The 18,321-nt window shown below is 40.4% G+C and carries 19 protein-coding genes; 5 read left to right on the top strand and 14 right to left on the bottom strand.

The genetic code is table 11. The features are described from left to right. Window positions 1-94: 94 nt before the first annotated feature. The 3 genes from OIZ54_RS05430 (at window position 95) to OIZ54_RS05420 (ending at window position 2,256) form a co-directional block, all read left to right on the top strand. Window positions 95-514, top strand: a complete 420-nt coding sequence (locus OIZ54_RS05430; protein ID WP_004586326.1) for a MarR family winged helix-turn-helix transcriptional regulator — start codon at window positions 95-97, stop codon at window positions 512-514. 81 nt (window positions 515-595) lie between these two features. Then, window positions 596-1,009 carry a S24 family peptidase gene (locus OIZ54_RS05425; protein ID WP_004586327.1) on the top strand — a complete coding sequence of 138 codons (414 nt, stop codon included), beginning with the start codon at window positions 596-598 and terminating at the stop codon, window positions 1,007-1,009. Beyond that, window positions 997-2,256, top strand: a complete 1,260-nt coding sequence (locus tag OIZ54_RS05420; RefSeq protein ID WP_264389922.1) for a Y-family DNA polymerase — start codon at window positions 997-999, stop codon at window positions 2,254-2,256. The genes OIZ54_RS05425 and OIZ54_RS05420 overlap by 13 nt, the downstream gene beginning before the upstream one ends. Before the next feature lies 1 nt (window position 2,257). On the opposite strand, the gene OIZ54_RS05415 is transcribed toward OIZ54_RS05420, so the two are convergent. From OIZ54_RS05415 to OIZ54_RS05395, 5 genes are all read right to left on the bottom strand, one after another. Continuing rightward, on the bottom strand, window positions 2,258-2,713 hold the full coding sequence (locus tag OIZ54_RS05415; protein ID WP_264389921.1) for a hypothetical protein: 456 nt from the start codon (window positions 2,711-2,713) through the stop codon (window positions 2,258-2,260). Window positions 2,714-2,893: 180 nt separating this feature from the next. Then, window positions 2,894-3,409, bottom strand: coding sequence for a DUF4240 domain-containing protein (locus OIZ54_RS05410; RefSeq protein ID WP_004586331.1), 516 nt, complete (start codon window positions 3,407-3,409; stop codon window positions 2,894-2,896). Next, entirely contained in the window at window positions 3,409-3,600 is a 192-nt protein-coding gene (locus OIZ54_RS05405) for a YwbE family protein (RefSeq protein ID WP_004586332.1), read from the bottom strand. Before OIZ54_RS05405 ends, OIZ54_RS05410 begins: the two co-directional genes overlap by 1 nt. A gap of 59 nt (window positions 3,601-3,659) precedes the next feature. Continuing rightward, window positions 3,660-3,941 carry a hypothetical protein gene (locus tag OIZ54_RS05400; protein WP_264389920.1) on the bottom strand — a complete coding sequence of 94 codons (282 nt, stop codon included), beginning with the start codon at window positions 3,939-3,941 and terminating at the stop codon, window positions 3,660-3,662. Window positions 3,942-3,944: 3 nt separating this feature from the next. After that, a complete protein-coding gene (locus OIZ54_RS05395) occupies window positions 3,945-4,157 on the bottom strand; it encodes a hypothetical protein (protein WP_264389919.1) in 213 nt (70 codons plus the stop codon). An 89-nt stretch (window positions 4,158-4,246) separates the two neighbouring features. Between OIZ54_RS05395 and OIZ54_RS05390 the strand changes: the two genes are divergently transcribed. After that, window positions 4,247-5,074 carry an ion transporter gene (locus tag OIZ54_RS05390; protein ID WP_004586335.1) on the top strand — a complete coding sequence of 276 codons (828 nt, stop codon included), beginning with the start codon at window positions 4,247-4,249 and terminating at the stop codon, window positions 5,072-5,074. A gap of 66 nt (window positions 5,075-5,140) precedes the next feature. Here OIZ54_RS05390 and OIZ54_RS05385 read toward each other — a convergent pair whose 3' ends face one another. After that, on the bottom strand, window positions 5,141-6,256 hold the full coding sequence (locus tag OIZ54_RS05385) for a DUF748 domain-containing protein (protein ID WP_004586336.1): 1,116 nt from the start codon (window positions 6,254-6,256) through the stop codon (window positions 5,141-5,143). Window positions 6,257-6,531: 275 nt separating this feature from the next. Here OIZ54_RS05385 and OIZ54_RS05380 point away from each other — a divergent pair, with 275 nt between their 5' ends. Then, the gene (locus OIZ54_RS05380; protein ID WP_264389918.1) at window positions 6,532-7,686 is read left to right on the top strand and encodes a GGDEF domain-containing protein; all 1,155 of its coding nucleotides are present in this window, start codon (window positions 6,532-6,534) and stop codon (window positions 7,684-7,686) included. Window positions 7,687-7,755: 69 nt separating this feature from the next. Here OIZ54_RS05380 and asd read toward each other — a convergent pair whose 3' ends face one another. The 8 genes from asd to OIZ54_RS05340 all read right to left on the bottom strand — a co-directional run bounded on the left by asd (window position 7,756) and on the right by OIZ54_RS05340 (window position 18,321). Further along, on the bottom strand, window positions 7,756-8,895 hold the full coding sequence (asd, locus tag OIZ54_RS05375; protein WP_039972138.1) for an aspartate-semialdehyde dehydrogenase: 1,140 nt from the start codon (window positions 8,893-8,895) through the stop codon (window positions 7,756-7,758). A gap of 367 nt (window positions 8,896-9,262) precedes the next feature. Continuing rightward, window positions 9,263-11,980 (bottom strand): TonB-dependent receptor plug domain-containing protein, encoded by a 2,718-nt coding sequence (locus OIZ54_RS05370; RefSeq protein WP_004586338.1) that lies wholly within the window; start codon window positions 11,978-11,980, stop codon window positions 9,263-9,265. Between the two features lie 95 nt (window positions 11,981-12,075). Further along, window positions 12,076-13,677: a hypothetical protein gene (locus OIZ54_RS05365; RefSeq protein WP_004586339.1), complete on the bottom strand. Its 1,602-nt coding sequence runs from the start codon at window positions 13,675-13,677 to the stop codon at window positions 12,076-12,078. Between the two features lie 300 nt (window positions 13,678-13,977). Next, on the bottom strand, window positions 13,978-15,306 hold the full coding sequence (locus tag OIZ54_RS05360) for a CDC27 family protein (RefSeq protein ID WP_264389917.1): 1,329 nt from the start codon (window positions 15,304-15,306) through the stop codon (window positions 13,978-13,980). Window positions 15,307-15,339: 33 nt separating this feature from the next. Then, window positions 15,340-15,945 (bottom strand): energy transducer TonB, encoded by a 606-nt coding sequence (locus OIZ54_RS05355; RefSeq protein WP_029772986.1) that lies wholly within the window; start codon window positions 15,943-15,945, stop codon window positions 15,340-15,342. Between the two features lie 12 nt (window positions 15,946-15,957). After that, the gene (locus OIZ54_RS05350) at window positions 15,958-16,371 is read right to left on the bottom strand and encodes an ExbD/TolR family protein (protein WP_004586342.1); all 414 of its coding nucleotides are present in this window, start codon (window positions 16,369-16,371) and stop codon (window positions 15,958-15,960) included. A 51-nt stretch (window positions 16,372-16,422) separates the two neighbouring features. Then, window positions 16,423-16,950, bottom strand: a complete 528-nt coding sequence (locus tag OIZ54_RS05345) for a MotA/TolQ/ExbB proton channel family protein (RefSeq protein ID WP_029772985.1) — start codon at window positions 16,948-16,950, stop codon at window positions 16,423-16,425. Between the two features lie 3 nt (window positions 16,951-16,953). Continuing rightward, window positions 16,954-18,321: a MotA/TolQ/ExbB proton channel family protein gene (locus OIZ54_RS05340; protein ID WP_024031703.1), complete on the bottom strand. Its 1,368-nt coding sequence runs from the start codon at window positions 18,319-18,321 to the stop codon at window positions 16,954-16,956.

Here is an 18,321-nt window from a genome sequence, read left to right as displayed (position 1 = left end):
AACTGCTTTTTAAAGCAAGCATTGCACAACGCCCCGTTGGTTGATAAAATCAACTATAACAAACTAATTGATATTGTCAACCATTAGAGAGCTTATGAATACGCTTTTATCAAATACCCTATTTGAGCTGATGCAAAATTACCGCGTAACAATACGTGAGGCTATTAACGCAGGCGACCTTGGTATTAATGCTATGCACGTGCGTTGTATACACATTATTGCCAGTACATCTAACTGTACCGCTAACGACATTGTGACTAAAACACAGCGCGACAAAGCCCAAATTGCCCGCTTAATTAAAGATCTTATTGCCTTAAATCTTATTAATAAGCAAGCAAGTGAGCACGACAAACGTTGCTTTATTTTGTCGCTCACCGAACAAGGCAATACATTGTTTGATAAGTTATTAGCCTCTGAGCAGCAAATAAATGATCAAATGTGTAAAAACTTAAACCCGCAGCAAATCAAAGACTTTTTAGATACCGCGCAACAAATGATCAAAAACATGGCGTGATCTGTCTTTCATTTCTTGGCATAACTTACACAAAACGCATATACTGTACACTTATACAGTGTATGCGTTTTAGGTTGTGTTATGTTTGTTATTCCCGTTTATATAGAAGCCGGTGTGTGTGGGTTTGAATCGCCCGCGGCGCAATACGCCGAGCTCGGTGTTTCTCTTGATGAGCTATTAATAAAGCACCCCGACGCCACCTTTATTGGTATTGCCTCGGGTAATTCCATGCAAGAGGTGGGGATTTTTGAGGGCGACTTACTGCTTGTAGACCGTGCTGAGCAAGCCGATAACGGCGATGTTATTGTTGCTAACTTAAATGGCTTATTTGTGTGTAAGCTATTAGATAAAACCAATGCGCGGTTACTCTCTGCATCGCCTTTACATAAGCCGGTACAACTAACCTCAGCTGATGAGTTTCAGTTAGAGGGAGTGGTTACACTATCGATTAGAATGCACCGCCCAAGCCCTGAGCTATTAAAATGTACGCCTTAGTCGATGCCGTTGCATTTTATGCCAGTGCCGAAAAAGTGTTCGACCCCGCTATTCGCTCTAAACCTGTGGTGGTTTTAACTAATAACGATGGCTGCGTATGTGCAGTATGCCCGATAGCTCGGCGCTTAAACATTCCTAAGTTTGGCCCTTACTTTAAAGTTAAGCACCTGCTTGAGCAACACAAGGTGGTTGTACGTTCGAGTAACTATGAGTTGTACGCCGATTTAAGCGCCAAAATGATGAACGTAATTGGCCGCTTTTGCGACACACAATACATATACAGTATTGATGAGTCGTTTTTGCACTTTAATGGCTACACACCCCTTATACAAAACTGGCACGAGTACGGGCATACAATAAGGCGCACCGTTTGGCGCGAAACTAAACTCCCTGTGGGTGTTGGTTTTGGCCCAACCCCTACTTTGGCAAAAGCCGCTAACCATGCAGCTAAAAAGCTAAGCGGGTTTGATGGGGTGGCCGTTATAAATAACGAGCAAAGCCGCCAAGCAATTTTACAAAGAATGAGCTGCGCCGATGTATGGGGCATAGGTAAGCGCCTAGCTAAAAAGCTTAATATAATGAACATACATACCGCGTGGGATCTGGCACAGCAAAACCCTAAAACCATGCGCCGCGCATTTAGTGTGGTGGTAGAGCGTACCGTAAGTGAGCTAAATGGTGTAGCGTGCTTAACATGGGACGATGTACGCCAAGATAAGCGAGAAATATATTCTACTCGCAGCTTTGGTGAGCGGATCAGTGAGCCTACTGCACTTAAAACCGCCCTTATTAACCACGTAACCACGGTTGCCAGTAAACTACGAGGGCAGCGCTCATTAGCAAAACAGCTTTATATATTTGCCGCCACTGGTAAACACGAAGACCGCTATTGTAAAAAGTCGTTTATATATAAATTTGCCACTCCCACTAACGATACCTGCGTAATGGCCAATGCTGTATCAGAAGTATTTACTCATATTTACCAACCAAGTGTACGGTTTTATAAATGTGGTGTAGGCGCTTTAGAGCTTACCTCGGTGCAGTATCAGCAAACTGATTTATTTAGCCAAAGTGCTGATAACCCTAAATTAATGCAGTGTCTTGATACAATAAACAACCGCTACGGAAAAGGCATACTCACCCTAGCCAGCAGCAAACTAAATCAAGGCTGGCATATGAACAGAGATTACTTATCGCCCCAATACACAACGCGCTGGCACGATATACCGCAAATTCATTGCAAGTAAGTTAATCAACTTGCCTTGCAAATGTGCACTCTACTGCGGGGGTATTCTGCGTATATTTGAGCGTTGTAACACTGGTAAACTTAATGCTTTGTCTGATGGTTTTTTCGTTATTAGGGTCAATACAGCGGCTCATTTTTAAGCTGTTATCGACACCATCACTTTTGTATTTATACGAGCTAGTTACAAAACAAAAATTTGGCTTTTTAGTTGTACGGGTGCCGTTGTGTAAACTTTCAAACGCAATATACTCGCCTAATTTAAAACCCGCGTCTGGGTAAACTGGGTTAATTAAACTCAACTGACTATCCACACACAGTGGGGAGTTAGCAGTTACCACCTGGTAATCACCAAGCATTGTTTTTAATAACGGTATAAAACGGCTTTTATTACTCGGCGCAGCCAATGCAGATGAACTAATAAAGGTTGTCGAAATTAAAAAACAAAGTAAGGTTTTCATTAAGTGGGCGTATCCTCGTAATAAGTAACGTGCGCGCTAATTTTTATAACTATAACAGAGATTTAATCTAAAAAAAGGACGCAGCACTTAGCATTATGTAATGCAGTGTTGTAGTTATGTTTTACGAGTAATAAAACAAAGTGGTTTATTTACTTAATAAATAAACCACTAAGAGTGACTTTACTGCCAGTATTTTGCAAATAATTGCGGATAGCTTTGTTTTAAAAACTTGGGTTTGTCTTTAAAGCGTTTACCTGCAGGTTGCTCGCCTGAAGGTACAAAAGGTAATTCGTCGTCGTTGCGCTCTTCAAATAATAAACCGGCTATTAAGTCGTATTCATCAATATAAGGGTAAGGTTGCTCATTTAAATAATACACAGGGGAGCACTGTGCAAGTGAGTCGGCATTGCTTAATGCGTTATTAAATACCGTCTCCCCGCGGGAGATGAGCCAGCACCTAAATTCGCTAAAACCGTATTCGTCGTTACAGCCAGCCATAACAAATGCAGCACCAAATAAATCCCAGGTAAAACATTTGCGCATGTGAATACCAAAAAATTTATCAAAAGCAATGAGCTGCTCGTCGGTTAACTCGCTCAATTTAGCTTTTAAGTTGTCGCTTACGCTTTGTGGGTCGAGCCCTAACTCAGGCGTGGTCACTAAATCCCAAAATTCCTGCTCTGTTAACGCTGTCATTATAAAATCTCTTTTACTCGGCCGACTTGACCATCTTCTAGGCGTACTTTAATACCATGCGGGTGATTAGGTGATTTAGTTAATAAGCGCTCAACTACACCTTGAGTTAATGTGCCGCTGCGTTGATCTTCTTTTAATACAATATTTACGGTTGTACCTGGTGTGATTTGCGAGCGCGATGGAACAGCCATGCTTTACATCCTAAAAATAATTTTGGTAATTATAACGTCCATAGCTAGGCAAACCAATGTTAATCAACTAAAAACGCTATTTGCTTAGCCGCTACCGGTAAGCTTATTTTGCTAAGCTCAGCGTTAATAATATCGACTAGCTGAGAAAAATGCGCTTCGGTGTCGTTATAGGCTATATCATCTTCAAAATAGCAGCTTATGTTTAGTGACTTTGCTTCATTTTTTAAATCAATGGTGTGAGTTAAATAAGCAAAACCATAATGAGTCGCTTTTATTTGCTCACAGGCGTTGGTGAGGGCTTGGCGTATTTGTTTATCGCGCAATTTTTGTGTTTTAGTCATAAATTATTGTGTTTGTTCAATTTGCTGTTTTTTATACTCTTCAAAATTTTTATCTTGATTTTCAAGGCACTCGTAATATTCTTTATCAGCTTTATAATTACATTCATCTAAACGTGCTGATTGAATTTCGTGAAAGCGAGCGTCGGAGCTACACCCCGCAAGTACCGAAAATCCCACAAACAGCAATGCGCTTTTAGTTATTTGACTGATTAACATTAGAATTCCTTACACTTTCGTTATCGAAAGCAACAATATTATTGTATATTAGCGTCATAAAAACCTGACTTTGCATAGGACCCATAATTATGATGTCGCAGTTACAAAAGCTGTTTCAGCGTATAGACAAAAGCAAGATATTTCAATCATTTGTTATAGCTGTCATTGTTGTTTCTGCCCTCACCGTAGGTGCTCATACATATTCTCTTCACCCCACTGTAGAATTTATTCTAAATTGGATGGATGTAGGGATCACAGCTTTCTTTTTAATCGAACTCATTATTCGCTTTATTGCAAGTAAAGGAATAAAAGACTTCTTTTCAAAGGGCTGGAATATATTCGATACCATTATTGTACTTGGCAGCTTATACCCAGCTGCAGGATCAACTATGTTACTTGCCCGATTGCTGCGTATATTTAGGGTACTGCGTTTAGTATCTATGATCCCAGAGCTGCGCTTGCTTGTAAATTCGTTGCTTAAAGCCATTCCGCAAATGGGCTATATAGCACTGCTTATGTTTGTTATTTTTTATATTTACGCAGCCATGGGCAGTATGATGTTTGCCGATATTAACCCGGTACTTTGGCAAGATGTATCCATTTCAATGTTAACGCTATTTAGGATAGCTACCTTTGAAGATTGGACCGACATTATGTACGAAACCATGGCGGTGTACGAGCTGAGCTGGATTTACTACCTCACGTTTATCTTTTTAACTGCGTTTGTGTTTTTAAACATGATGGTAGGTGCCATTTTAGAAGTAATGAGCGAGGAGCATCGAAATGCCCGTGAGCTAAAAGCGGATAATAACTCACTTCCTGCAACGCAAGGACAAGTGGTTGAACTACAAGCGCAAATAGCTGAGCTAAAAACGTTATTAAGTAAAACCTCAGATATTACCAACTCCAATAAATAGCTGATCTATTTTACTTGCTAAAACTTAAAAAGCCCTTTGTATTGAGTTAATACAAAGGGCTTTTAGTTACTCACCTTGTTGTTCTTGCGTGCTTTCAAACGAAATTACATTATCAACCTTCATTTTAAATGCTTCAAAAAACGCATTTTTTAATACCGAAACCACGGCTTCAAAAGTAGATACATCAGCGTTATCTAACTGCCCGTCTATGGGCACCCGAGCAGCCACCAGCTTTGACTCGTCGTTTTCTAATAACGAGCTGAGTAAATCAATACTGCCTTCAAAAATAGCGGTAAATAGACCGTCATCATCTTTTTCTATATCTTCGCGCCACGAAAAAACACTTAAATCGTGCACACCCGCTTTTACATATCCATTTAAGTTATTATTGTTAGCGGCCAATTCCATTGCGCCATCTATTCCGCCGGCTTCAATGTCAAATGGGGTATACACTTTAAAAACAGTTTCGAGATTTTTAACCGAAAAACGCTGGACTTCAACATTAAAATCAAAATTAGCTTCATCGCTAAAGGGGTCTAATTTACCATTTAAAGACAGCTTAGCTTCGCCCATTAGCTGCCCTTCTACTTTTAAACTCGTAACTAAGGTTTTAGAGAGGTTTTGTGCATTGGTAATATTGTTAATGTTAGCGTTTATATTTGATACGTAAGTAGGCTGCTCTCCTTCGCTGGTGGCGTTAACTAAGGTTACTTTACCATTGTCTATACGTAGCGTATCAATTGAAAAAGGCACGAGATCATTAGCAAGGCCTACCCACGTGGTTTCATCTTTCACCTGTTGGTTTTGTTCTGCGGTAGTTGGGTCTTTATCGTAAATAACAATTTCTGGGCGGGTAAAAGCCATGTTGGTGACAAAATTACCGTTTAATAAAGCAGACCACGCAAGCGAAAAATCAAGTGTATCAATAGACAGTAACGGCTTAGGCACCTGCGTGGCATCTACCGCGTAAATTTCTACCTCATCAACAGCGTAAGCGCCTCGGTATAAGTACAAATCAACATCACCCACATGCCCTGTTATGCCTTGGGTTTGTTCAAGCTGCTGATTTACATAATATTGAACCGCATAAGGGGCTAAAGCTCTGAGTAAAATTAACCCCAAGGCTATAACCACTAAAGCATAAAACCATTTTTTGCGTGTATTTTTAAAAGTAGAAGCCATTATCTATCCTTATGTGAAGGCTTAGCATCTCGGCATAAGTAAAAAATACCTGCATAAGTGAATTAAGTACCCACAAAGCAGCGAAAACCGAGCGAATAAAGGTGTAATAGATCAGTACGAGCAAAAGCTATACCAAAAAATGCAATTCATAGGGGTTGTGGGTACACACAATACATAAATATTTACAAATAGAATTTTTAAATACATAGCTTTACTCGAATTCACAAGCAACCTCAACTACAGTAAAAAGTAACTAACACAAGAACATATAACCTATGAGCCCAGTCTTTTTTATTTTAATTACTCTTTTACTAACCAGTATTGTTTGGTCAGTTATATTTTTAATGGCGTGGTATACGTTAGGGAAAAAATCATATTCGTTATTTTGGGCCAGTGCATTTATGTGCTCTGCGTGTCAATGGGGTACAATATTATTGCGGCCCTACTTCGAATCAGAAACCTTCTATTGGCTACTGGCTGTTAGCTTTTCTATGGGGTCTGTTATTTTGGGAACATGGGGACACAGTATACGTGCCCGAAGCCCTATTAAAATCGATTATTTGTTAGCATTAGCCGTGATTACGTTAGCTGCAGTTTATTATTATAAAGCCGTGAACGTTCATGTTGGTTTGTTTATGTCTTTATATATTTATTACGATATTTTACTGCTGCTAATAAACGCCGTCATTATAATAAAACATAAACCTAAGTCGCTACCCGCTGAAATTGGGGCTGCCATTACTTACACTTTGTGCGGCGTATGTTTATTTATTGCGGCCACTATCGCACTAATGCAAGGCAGCCAGGTTAACCAAGCTTACTTAGATTTATATACACTCATTAATTTTATAACAGTCCCAACTGCACATGTTGGTATGGCTGTATTTATTATTTTTATAATGGCCTCAGATTTAGCGCAAGAAATGCAAAAACTCGCCATGACCGACGTACTCACACAATGTATAAACAGACGTGGTTTTTACGACGTTGGCCAAAAAAAGCTTGAAAATAAATTAAGCTGCGAACAACACGTATCGCTTATATATTGGGATATAGACTCGTTTAAAAATATAAATGATGAATACGGCCATGCAGGTGGAGATGAAGTACTAATCCAAGCAACAAAACGGGTAAGAGCATGTTTAAATAAAGAGGATATATTTGCCCGTATAGGCGGAGAAGAATTTGTAATACTGATAGCCAGAGATTCAGAGCTAAAAGCAAAGCAATTTGCCGATACTCTACGTACTACTCTTGCAAGTAAGCCCATTGAATACAAACGACAATTTATAAATGTTACAGCAAGCTTTGGCGTTATAGGCATTAAATGCGCAACTATTCAAATAGACAAAGCGATAGATTTAGCAGATAAAGCGTTATACATAGCAAAACACGAAGGAAAAAATAAAGTAGTATGCAATGTCACTTAACTAAAATAATTAAAAAAGGGGTTAGCAATACGCTAACCCCTTTTTAATATACACTTTTAAATGCAGAAATTATTCACCGTCTACAATGATGCGAAGCATACGACGAAGTGGCTCTGCTGCGCCCCATAACAGCTGATCGCCCACGGTAAATGCGCTAATGTATTTAGGGCCCATGGCTAATTTACGAATACGACCAACAGGAATACTTAAAGTACCTGTTACTTTAACTGGGGTTAAGTCAGTTGCACTAATTTCGCGCTCATTTGGGATAACTTTAACCCACTCGTTATGCGAAGCTAAAATTTCTTCAATTTTTTCTACGCTAATGTCTTCACGTAATTTAATGGTCATCGCTTGGCTATGACAACGCATTGCACCAATACGTACACATAAACCATCAATTGGCACTGGCTGTTTAGAAGAGCCTAAAATTTTGTTCGCTTCAACCTGAGCTTTCCACTCTTCTTTAGACTGGCCACTTGGCATTGGCACGTCAATCCAAGGAATTAAGCTACCGGCTAGCGGCACGCCAAATTGGTCTTGTGGTAAATCGCTTGAAGCCATTTTTTCGCTCACTATTTTATCAATTTCTAAAATAGCTGAACTTGGATTATCTAGTTGCTCGGCAACACTTGAATGAATAGCGCCCATTTGTGCAATAAGCTCTTTCATATTACGAGCGCCGGCACCAGAGGCCGCTTGGTAAGTCATTGGGCTTACCCACTCAATTAGGTCTTGCTCAAACAAACCACCTAAAGCAAGTAGCATTAACGATACGGTACAGTTACCGCCTACAAAAGTTTTTACGCCTTGCTCTAAACCTTGTTCAATGACATCTTTATTTACAGGGTCAAGTACAATAATGCTGTCATCAACCATACGAAGTGCAGAAGCTGCATCAATCCAGTAACCATCCCAACCCGATTCGCGTAATTTAGGGTAAACCGCTTTGGTATAATCACCACCTTGACAGGTAACAATAATATCCATTTTAGCAAGTTCATTTACATCACTTGCATCTAATAACGGTTTTGCGTCGCCAGCAATATCAGGGCCGAGTTGCCCAGCTTGTGAGGTGGTGAAAAAGGTGGTGTCGATATGTGCAAAATCACTTTGCTGCTGCATACGTTCTAATAACACAGAGCCAACCATGCCACGCCAACCGACTAATCCTACTTTTTTCATTGTTTTTTCCACTGTTTGATTCATAAAAGATGCCTTAATACATTAAAAATTAAAATTCATTGCGTGAGAATTAATTTTTATTAAAACCAATCATATTAAGTTATTAATCATTTATAGCGGCAAATTAATAGCGAGATAACAAGCCATAAATTTTTATATGTAGCTGTTCTGCATCAAAAATTTATAACGCCTTTAGCGCTTTATTTAGCACACTAGAATGACTAGATATTTAAGTCGATTAGTATAAAGCTAACCTAACACCCCAAGCGCCCTAAAACTAGTGAATAAAGCGAAACTTAAATATTTTTCATAGTCATAAAAAAGCCCTGTATTAAATACAGGGCTAATGGGTAGTTAGGTTTTATTATATCCCCCTTCCTTGGGAAGAAAATTAAAACTCGTAGCTGTAACTTAAATCAAACGTTACACCTTGCTCTTTTGAGCGCACTATAATGTCTGATTGTGTTACCTCTTGATCTTCATCGAGTAAGTTTTTAACTTTAAACTTAATCTTAGAATTAAAATCAGGGTAATAAGTATAAACTAAATCAAGTGAGTGAAATGGCTGCTCATACGCGTCATCTCTATTAGCAACACCCGCTGCTAAAATTCGCTCACCAAATACGTTATAAACTAATGAACTGCTGTGCATGCCATCTAACGAATCGTAGTTTAATTGTAAATTAACTACATATTCAGAGTGGCCTGTCATACGTTTTTTAGGATTAGTTAATGTACCCGCAAGTGCTGGGTCAATAGACGCTTCAGAATCACTTAATGTGATATTACCGCTAGTAAATAGGCCTTCACTTACAAATGTTAAGTCTTGTAGCCATTCAGCTTCAATACCATAAACTTCTGCTGTTTCACCATTTATAAACGATGCTGAGTAATCTTCATCACCAATGTTTAAAACTGTTTCAATTGGCGCTGTAATATCTTTATAAAACGCCGCTACGCTAAATGAATTACCGGCTTGTCCGTAATATTCATAACGTAAGTCGTAGTTTTTAATTGGGCTACTTTTTATACCTGTACGACCAAACGTTCTAATGTCGGTCAAAGGGTCGTAATACGTAACAGGCACTACTTCACGAAAATCAGGACGAACTACTGTTTCACCATAACCTAAGCGCACTTGGTAATCATCTCCACCTACATAGGTAACAGACAGTGCCGGGTACCAATCATCGGTAATAACAGAGCCTGCTTGAATTTTATCTGGATCGTAAAAGGTATTTAAATCGTCTTCATCAAAAATAAGGCTCGATGTACCGATAGAAGATTGTTTAAATTCCTCATAACGAATACCACCGCTTATTCTTATCCATTGATCATAAAACACATCGAAAGACGCATAACCTGCATCCACCTTTTGCGCAGCAATGTAATCATCGGCATCAGGGGCTGTTGGCTCATTAAAGTCAACTAACACAGCGTTATTATCAATAAAGTCGTCAGTTAAAAAACCACTATTATTAAGCGCATCAGTGCTACCGTCGTTTATTGAAATACCTGAGCCGCCACTGTTGTTTATAGCAAAGCTTGAGGTATTAAATATTCGAGCTCTGTCAGAAAAATCGTAACCAACTTTAAACTCAACTTCCATAGACTCAAAGCTAAGCGGCAGCGTTAAGTTACCACCGTACGATTTAACACGCTCTTCCATATTGGTGTATGACATAATTACACGGTTATCATCCCCTGTAATAGTTGAGCCGGCATAGCTGCCATCACTATTATAAGTGTCACGAAACTCAAAATCGGCACTGGTAGGTATATCAGTCGTTGCTTTAGCTTCGGTGTACTGCCAATCGGCACCAATACCAAAATAATCTAAAAAGGTATGTTGCCCCATAACTTGAGTAATGTTTAATTGGCGTTCTTCGTAATTAAACTCATGATTACGGTTTGCAATCCCATCACCCGCAATACTAAACGTAGAACTCCCCGCAGGGCTTTGCGAAATAGCAATTTCAGACTCATCTTCATTATCAATAATATAAAGCTGTTGAGCTGAAATACTGTGCGTACCTAAACGGTATGACAAGCTTAATGAACCGTTATAACTTTCGGTTTCAGTTGTCACTTGCGAATTTTTGACTGTGTTGTAACACGAGTTACTCACATCTTCACTGGTCGCTAACGACGTTGTACAATCAACATTGCCTTCTTCGTTTTCTAAATCTTGGGTGATAACTGAGCTAAAACGTTCTTCAAAATCCCATTCGTTTTTGTAAGCACCTGCCAGTAAAAACCCAACCTTGCCGCCAAAATAGCTCTCTTCAAAGCTATCACCATAATGGGCTTTAATATTATAACGCGGGTCTAACGACTCTTCTTTTAACTCATAATCGCGAGGAAGCGACTTTAAAAGTGCGTTATTAACAGCGGTTGCTTGTTCTGCACGCGTTAAATCGCCATCTTCAAAGCCTTCACTACTAACAATATTGCCAATACTAAAATCACCACGGTATGTTGAAATAGCCTGTGATAACTCACTTGGAATGCCATTTTCGTTACGATTGTAGGTAAAGCCATCACTTGATGCCGTATCGTAACCTGCACCCACTTCTATGCCTGCTGTAAATTCACTCGGTGCGGTTTTAGTTCTAATATCTATATTACCGCCCCCAAACGCTGCTGGCATGTCTGGAGAGTAAGCTTTTTGAACGGCCATACTTTCAATTATACTTGCAGGGAAAATATCCAGCGGAATAACGTTACGGGTTAAATCTGGGCTTGGGATGTAAGCGCCATTTAAACGCGCACTAGAGTAACGCTCACCAAGGCCCCTAACGTAAATAAACTTACCATCAACAAGCGTTAGGCCTGTTACTCGACGAAGCGCAGATGCTGCATCGCTGTCGCCCGTGCGTGATAATTGTTCAGAGCCTAAAATATCGGCAACAAAGGCTTGGTTTTTACGTTCTTCTACAACTGCCGCAGCGCTCCCTTGTAAACGCGTACCTACAGCAACAACTTCTTCTATTTCTTGTTCGTTTGTTAACTGTTCATCGGCTTGTGCAGCAATTAAGCTAGTCGAATGAGCGACTAAACCTAAACCAATTGCCCAGGTAATTTGATTGAGTCTATGCTTTTTAGACATGAGATAATCCTAATCAGGTTATACAAAAGAGGCGCCTGACGCTTAAATAACAAGCCACAAGGCGCCTTTAATCAGAGGTTATAATGGTGTGCTATTTAGTCAGCATTTGCTGCTGTAACAGCCGCTTCAACCCATTTATACCAGCTAGAGTCTGTATCCTGATCCGATACCGCACCAATGTAGTTTACGCTTTCAAAAAATGAATCGCTTGTGCTTAAATCTGTTGCAGTAACAGTTACTTCTGCAGCTGCTGTGTTCGTTGCAAAACCGTTATCTGCAAGTACTGCAACATCATCAGTTAAAATTTGGTTAGCACCGTCATTTTCAAACCACGCTGTTTTTGTTTGACCTTCTAATGGGCCGCTTGCAAACGTATCTGTATCAGTAAAGTTTGCAGAACACGCCATTACAGAGCTTGTGAATGAGATTTTATCTGCTTGTGCTTCACCGTCGCCTGAGAACTCAATGCATTGCGTGTTAGTTGCGTTTTGCTTAACGATAACAGTGTTGTAAATGCTTGAATTAAATTGGTCATCAAACTTGTAAGCTTGTGAAGGGTCGTCATCACGTACCGAGTTACCATCTGTAGTTACAACCGTTACATTGGCAACCGTTGGGTTAGATGGAGACACTTGCTCGGTAGAAGAACCTTTAACACCATCAGACTCAAAGCCATTGTTACCCATGTTAACTACAGTGCCGTCGTTTAGTGTCACAGTACCGTGTTGAATAAATAAGTACTGAGCTTTACCTTGCCAACCTGCGTCAAAGTCAAACGAATCATCTTGTGTATCTGTTACCGCTACGTGTTTAAGCGTTGTAGCACCACCAAAAATTTCAATACCGTCATCAAAACCTTGGTGAATGTGTAGGTAATCAAACTCAGAACCAGAGCCAACTGCATTTAGTGTTAGTGAATTCAAATCATCGCCTTCACCACCAACGCGAGGGCCTGAACCTGCGTACCAAATTTTAGCCCATTTAATATTACCGCTAGAGTCTGCATTATCGTTACCACCAAAGTAGCTTGTAATACCTTCAGAGGCTACGTTACACGTACCACCGTCACGCTCTGCATCAGTACATTGGTCAGTAATACCGTTACCATTAATGATGATACCGCCCCAATCTGCGTAGCGTGCGCCTTCGCCTGCTGTATCAAAACGGTCAAACGCGTTTGCCGAAGTAAATACAACCGGCTTTTCTTCAGTACCTACCGCTTGAATTTTTGCACCACGTGCAATACGTACAATTGCTTCACCTGAGCCAAATGCTAAAACGGCACCTGGTTCAACGGTCATTGTTGGACCATTTGCTGGTACTTCAAAGCCATCTACTGTGCTGCCGTCTTCGCCAATTTGTAATGCATCTTCAAAAACGTGAACACCGCCATCAGGTAGCTCAGCGAAAGTAATGTTGCTTGTGATAGAAATTGTTTTGCTTGCAAACGAGTCGTTGTATAAACAATCAATGCCACTTACTACGCCTGTTACCGTACCTGCATCTGATTCGTAGCTTGCACAAACAGCTTCTTCTTCAGTTGTTGAACCAGTTGTATTGTTTGAATTATTAACACTGTTATCTGTTGACGAGCTGTTATCGTTTACAGTAGGTGTAATCTCGATATCGCCGCCACAGCCAGCTAGTGTCATTGCAGTTGCTACTAGGCTGACCTTAAATAAATCAGATAATTTCATTGTTCACTCCGTTAAAGTATTTAATTATTTTGTTAGTGCATTAAGTAAAAACTTAAGTCACTTTAAGGCACGATACTCATGCATTAAGGTGACCTGAGTTATCGGATGCAAATAAGATACTGTAGAGATATGACAAAGCAGTTACAGTTTGGTAACCATAAGATGACAATAGTAATTAATTAAAATTCAACAACTTAAATTTTTTAGCAACGAAAAAAACCGCCCTAAGGCGGTTTTGGTGTTGCGATTATGAAATAGGTAAACGCTTTATTATTTGTAAAATAGCGTTAGGGTATAAAGTTAAAGTAACGCGGCTTTAAGTGTTTGCGCATGCACTTTTTCACGCTTAACATATTTAATCCACTGCTTTGCTAAACGTTGTGATTTATCATGCTTTTGGGCTTGTTCAAACGCTAAAATAGACGCATCAAAATTTTGCATATTGTACTGTGCCATACCTAGCGCAACGTAAGCGTTTGATTCAAAATCAAGACCGCCTTTATCAAGCGCCTTACGCGCAGCATCAGCCGCTTCTTCGTATTGCTCAGTGTTAACAAACACTTCTGCTAGGCGTTGATCGTACTTACCATGCTCTGATAGGTCAGCCGCTTTTGCAAAGTAGCTAATCGATTTTTCATCTTCTTTAGCTTGAATCATGGCCTCTGCAATAAAGGCATAGTTTTTCGCTGATTTTTCTACAATGCCTTTTTCTATCGCATCACTCATTGTTTTAGCTGCTTTGTATGCCAGGCCGTTATAAAGGTAAGTTTGCGATAACTGTCGTAAATCAGACTTGGTTTTTAAAAAGCCTTGTTGATACGCCGCTTCGATTACTGCTAGTTGCTCTTTTTCTTTACCGGTTTCTCCGTACATACCAGCTAGCTGAACCCAATACTCTGGTTTATTGTAAAGTTTAACCATGCGCTCAAGCACTGCAACTACTTTATCTGTTTGATTAAGTGAGTAATACATAGCGCGCTGTAGTACCAGCCAGTTTTCTTTAGGGGTTTTACCTTCGCTGTCGCTAAGAGCAATAACTTGATTAATGTACTCAAGCCCCTTTGGGTATTCTTTTAACTGGTAGTAAGTTTGCGCTCTAAGTAAGTAATACCCTTCTGTAATAGGTTTGGTATTTATTTCATCCCACTTATCTAAAAACGCGATAACTTTTTTATACTCGCCGTTGGCCATTGCAAGCTGCGCTAAGCTAAACGTGGTACTTAAACGTAATGACTCAGGAATAGCCTCTTCGGCTACCACTTTTTCAAACGAGGCAATGGCTTTTGGTAAATCATTTTCGTTGTAATAAATAAAGCCATAAAAGTTATGCATCATCGCAATTTCGTACGAGTTCATACTTGAAGCTCGCTCTTGAATGCTATCAAGTGCTTCAAGGCCGCCTTTTACATCGCCATCGTCAGCGAGCTTTTGCGCACGAGCAAGCTGGCTATAAACCTTTTCGCGCAGTGCAGGTACACGCTTTGTTTTTTGCTCTTGCTCTGCATGAGCAGTTGCTACGTTTAGCCCCGGCACAAGGCTTAGCGTACTTGGCACAACAATACTTGCACCGATCGCGGCAGTGCAAAATAATGCCAGTTTTAAATTTTTAGCTGTAGGTAGTAATTTCATAATCGCCTCGCTATTTCATCCAATTAAGATAAGTTAACCATTAATTTGGAAAGATATTTTGTTTTGAACACCCGCCACTTCAACGGCTTCACCATTTACTACGCGCGGTTTATATTTAAATTTAAGTGCGGCATCCATCGCTGCTCTATCAAACAGTGACTCAGGAACCGCTTTTACTACTTGCGGGTCACGTACAGTACCTTGCTTAGTTACTGTAAATTCAACAATTACATAGCCTTCAATACCACGCGACAAAGCACGACGCGGATACACTGGAGCTACTTTTACAATGGGTAAGTATTCACCATCACTTGTTTCAAGCGCTAAGCCACCCGCTAGATCAACGTCGCTGCCTACATCCGCACCAAAATCAAAATTATTACTGGCCGCGTTTGCATCATTATTTTGCATTTGCGGCGACTCCATAGGCGGTGGTGGCTCTTTTGGTGTAGGTGGCTTTTGCGGTTTACGCTCTTTCTTTTGTACCGTTTCTTCTTTTTTCAAACGTACAAAGTCTAAAACGTTTCCTTTTACTGGCTCCGACATGGCACCTTCACCACCGGTGATCAGTGCCTGCATGCCTAAAAACAGCATAAAGGTCACTACACCCGCTACTATTAATGCTACTAAATATCGCAACATGGCTAACCCTTAAGACGCATCTTGTGCAGCAATTGAAACATCAAACGCACCTGCAGCACGCGACGCATCCATTACTTTGATTAACATATCAGTGGTGGCTTTTTTATCAGCTTGAATAACCACGCTCCCTTGTGGGTTTTCTGCTTTTAAGCGTTCGATATTGGCTTGCACTGCACGTACATCGATTTGACGTTTATTAATCCAAATCTCGCCTGTATCAGAAATAGCCACTAAAATATTAGCGCGTTCTTTTTTAACCGCTGTTGCGGCTTCTGGGCGGTTTACATCAATACCGGCTTCTTTAACAAACGAGGCGGTAACGATGAAGAAAATAAGCATGATAAATACAACGTCTAACATTGGGGTCATGTTAATTTCTTCAGCTTCGTCTTCTTGTAATAGGTTTCCTAACGGGGCTCTCATTTTTATTCTCCTAGGATGAGCGACTCTATAAGCCGCTTATCAAAATGTTACTTAATGGTCTAAAACCATGCTGTCTTCAAGTAGTTCAACTTCGCGCTTGGCTCTGCGCTGTAAAAACGTAGAGGCAAATACACCCGAAAGTGCGCCAACCATACCTGCCATGGTTGGAATAGTTGCTTTAGAAACACCTGATGCCATAGAGCGCGCACTACCCGTACCGGTAATTGCCATTACATCAAATACTTCAATCATTCCCGTTACTGTGCCTAACAGGCCAAGTAGCGGACACAATGCAACCATTACATTTATCAGTGCTAAGTTGGTGTCTAAACGCATTGAAGCACGTGAAATCATCGCCTGGCGTATTTGCTCAGCATTCCAGCTATTGCGCTCTGCACGGTTTTTCCACTGCGCTTTTACGTTTTGCTTGTAACTACGAAAACCTTTGAAAAAATAAATAAATCGCTCGAGTATCAATAACCACATCGCGAAGATTAACACCCCGATGACCAAGAGGACTTGGCCACCAGTGTCGAGAAAATCACGGATAGCATTGATTGAGTCAATCAATAGCACCATGGTTTATGCTCCCTTCTCGCTTCGCTGTGCGATAATACCTGCGCTTTGCTCTTGAATAGTAAGCAAAATGTTTTTAGCGCGTGTATTAAGTAGGGTGTATAAAAATACCGTAGGAATCGCCACAACTAAGCCTAGCACCGTTGTTACCAATGCTTGCGAAATACCACCAGCCATTAGTTTAGGGTCGCCTGTACCAAATAATGTGATTGCTTGGAAGGTGTTGATCATACCGGTTACTGTACCTAGTAAACCTAGCAGCGGCGCCACCACCGAGATGATTTTAATAAGCGTTAAATTACGCGTTACTTTTGGCATTTCACGTAAAATAGCTTCGCTTAATTTAAGCTCTAACGTGTCGTGGGCAACATCAGGGAACTGATCTTTAACTTTCATCACGCGGCCAAGTGGGTTGTCATCGCGTGCTACATCATCTTTAAGTTGACGACGAATTTTACCGCCCATAATCAGTAGTGAGAAAAAACGTTCAAGTGAGATAAGTAAAGCAATAACACCTACACCTAAAATAACGTAACCGACTGTGCCACCTTGGTGTACGCGCTCTTCGGTATCTGGTGCTTGCACTAATAAACCTAAAATTGAGCCACCCGTTGGGTCAAGTGCAAACTGCACAATACCATTTTTTGCATTTTGTAACTCTTCTGCAGTTGCAGTAAAACGTGCTACAGGCTGGCGATTTAACTCGCTTAAGGTATTTGTTACTGGGTTAAATTCTAGGTATTTACCGTTAGAGATTAAGTTAAAAGCACCTACACGTACCACTTCTTGTTGTGCTTTTTCACCACCTTGTACAATTACATCGGTAGTAAAGCGGCTTACTTTACCTTGCTCTGTCATTTCGCGTTGTAGCTCAAACCATACTTTTTCAATATCTTCGATAGAGGCAAGCTTTGAAGTAGAGCCCATTTTTTGTGCTAGCTCATCCATAAATGTGCTACGACCCGCAATTTCAGCTGATACCACAGAGGTAGCGAACTTATTGCTAGAATCACCAGCAACTTGCTGAAGCACACCAAATAGCTCTTTTAAAGAACCCATTCGTTTAGACAGTGTATCTGTTAAGTTAGCAAGTTTAATTTCGTTTTCTTCAAACTGTGTTTCTAAGCGCTCAGACTCAGCAAGCATTTGATTGCGTTTTGCTTGTGTGTTGTTAAGCATTTGCACTTGTTCGTTTTGGCGCGCCATAAATTCTTGTTCGCGTTGCTTGTTTTGCGCGCTTTGAGCCGATTTGCCTTCTTCAAGTGTTTTTAATAGTGAGTCTAAGTCCATAGGCTCAGCTGCCACACTAGCGCCTGCAAAGCTTAGGCTTGCAGCAAAAAGGGCCATTTTTGTCATTTGAGTAAACAGTTTCAT

This window comes from Pseudoalteromonas sp. A3 (genome assembly GCF_025942345.1).
Taxonomy (GTDB): Bacteria; Pseudomonadota; Gammaproteobacteria; order Enterobacterales; family Alteromonadaceae; genus Pseudoalteromonas; species Pseudoalteromonas atlantica.
The sequence above is the reverse complement of the archived record's forward strand: the minus strand, read 5'-3'. Positions and strand labels throughout refer to the sequence as shown.

Excerpts from the sequence above, each read along its gene's own strand:
- OIZ54_RS05430 (WP_004586326.1), top strand. The coding sequence starts at position 95 with ATGAATACGCTTTTATCAAATACCCTATTTGAGCTGATGCAAAATTAC.
- OIZ54_RS05425 (WP_004586327.1), top strand. The coding sequence starts at position 596 with ATGTTTGTTATTCCCGTTTATATAGAAGCCGGTGTGTGTGGGTTTGAA.
- OIZ54_RS05420 (WP_264389922.1), top strand. The coding sequence starts at position 997 with ATGTACGCCTTAGTCGATGCCGTTGCATTTTATGCCAGTGCCGAAAAA.
- OIZ54_RS05415 (WP_264389921.1), bottom strand. The coding sequence starts at position 2,713 with ATGAAAACCTTACTTTGTTTTTTAATTTCGACAACCTTTATTAGTTCA.
- OIZ54_RS05410 (WP_004586331.1), bottom strand. The coding sequence starts at position 3,409 with ATGACAGCGTTAACAGAGCAGGAATTTTGGGATTTAGTGACCACGCCT.
- OIZ54_RS05405 (WP_004586332.1), bottom strand. The coding sequence starts at position 3,600 with ATGGCTGTTCCATCGCGCTCGCAAATCACACCAGGTACAACCGTAAAT.
- OIZ54_RS05400 (WP_264389920.1), bottom strand. The coding sequence starts at position 3,941 with ATGACTAAAACACAAAAATTGCGCGATAAACAAATACGCCAAGCCCTC.
- OIZ54_RS05395 (WP_264389919.1), bottom strand. The coding sequence starts at position 4,157 with ATGTTAATCAGTCAAATAACTAAAAGCGCATTGCTGTTTGTGGGATTT.
- OIZ54_RS05390 (WP_004586335.1), top strand. The coding sequence starts at position 4,247 with ATGATGTCGCAGTTACAAAAGCTGTTTCAGCGTATAGACAAAAGCAAG.
- OIZ54_RS05385 (WP_004586336.1), bottom strand. The coding sequence starts at position 6,256 with ATGGCTTCTACTTTTAAAAATACACGCAAAAAATGGTTTTATGCTTTA.
- OIZ54_RS05380 (WP_264389918.1), top strand. The coding sequence starts at position 6,532 with ATGAGCCCAGTCTTTTTTATTTTAATTACTCTTTTACTAACCAGTATT.
- asd (WP_039972138.1), bottom strand. The coding sequence starts at position 8,895 with ATGAATCAAACAGTGGAAAAAACAATGAAAAAAGTAGGATTAGTCGGT.
- OIZ54_RS05370 (WP_004586338.1), bottom strand. The coding sequence starts at position 11,980 with ATGTCTAAAAAGCATAGACTCAATCAAATTACCTGGGCAATTGGTTTA.
- OIZ54_RS05365 (WP_004586339.1), bottom strand. The coding sequence starts at position 13,677 with ATGAAATTATCTGATTTATTTAAGGTCAGCCTAGTAGCAACTGCAATG.
- OIZ54_RS05360 (WP_264389917.1), bottom strand. The coding sequence starts at position 15,306 with ATGAAATTACTACCTACAGCTAAAAATTTAAAACTGGCATTATTTTGC.
- OIZ54_RS05350 (WP_004586342.1), bottom strand. The coding sequence starts at position 16,371 with ATGAGAGCCCCGTTAGGAAACCTATTACAAGAAGACGAAGCTGAAGAA.
- OIZ54_RS05345 (WP_029772985.1), bottom strand. The coding sequence starts at position 16,950 with ATGGTGCTATTGATTGACTCAATCAATGCTATCCGTGATTTTCTCGAC.
- OIZ54_RS05340 (WP_024031703.1), bottom strand. The coding sequence starts at position 18,321 with ATGAAACTGTTTACTCAAATGACAAAAATGGCCCTTTTTGCTGCAAGC.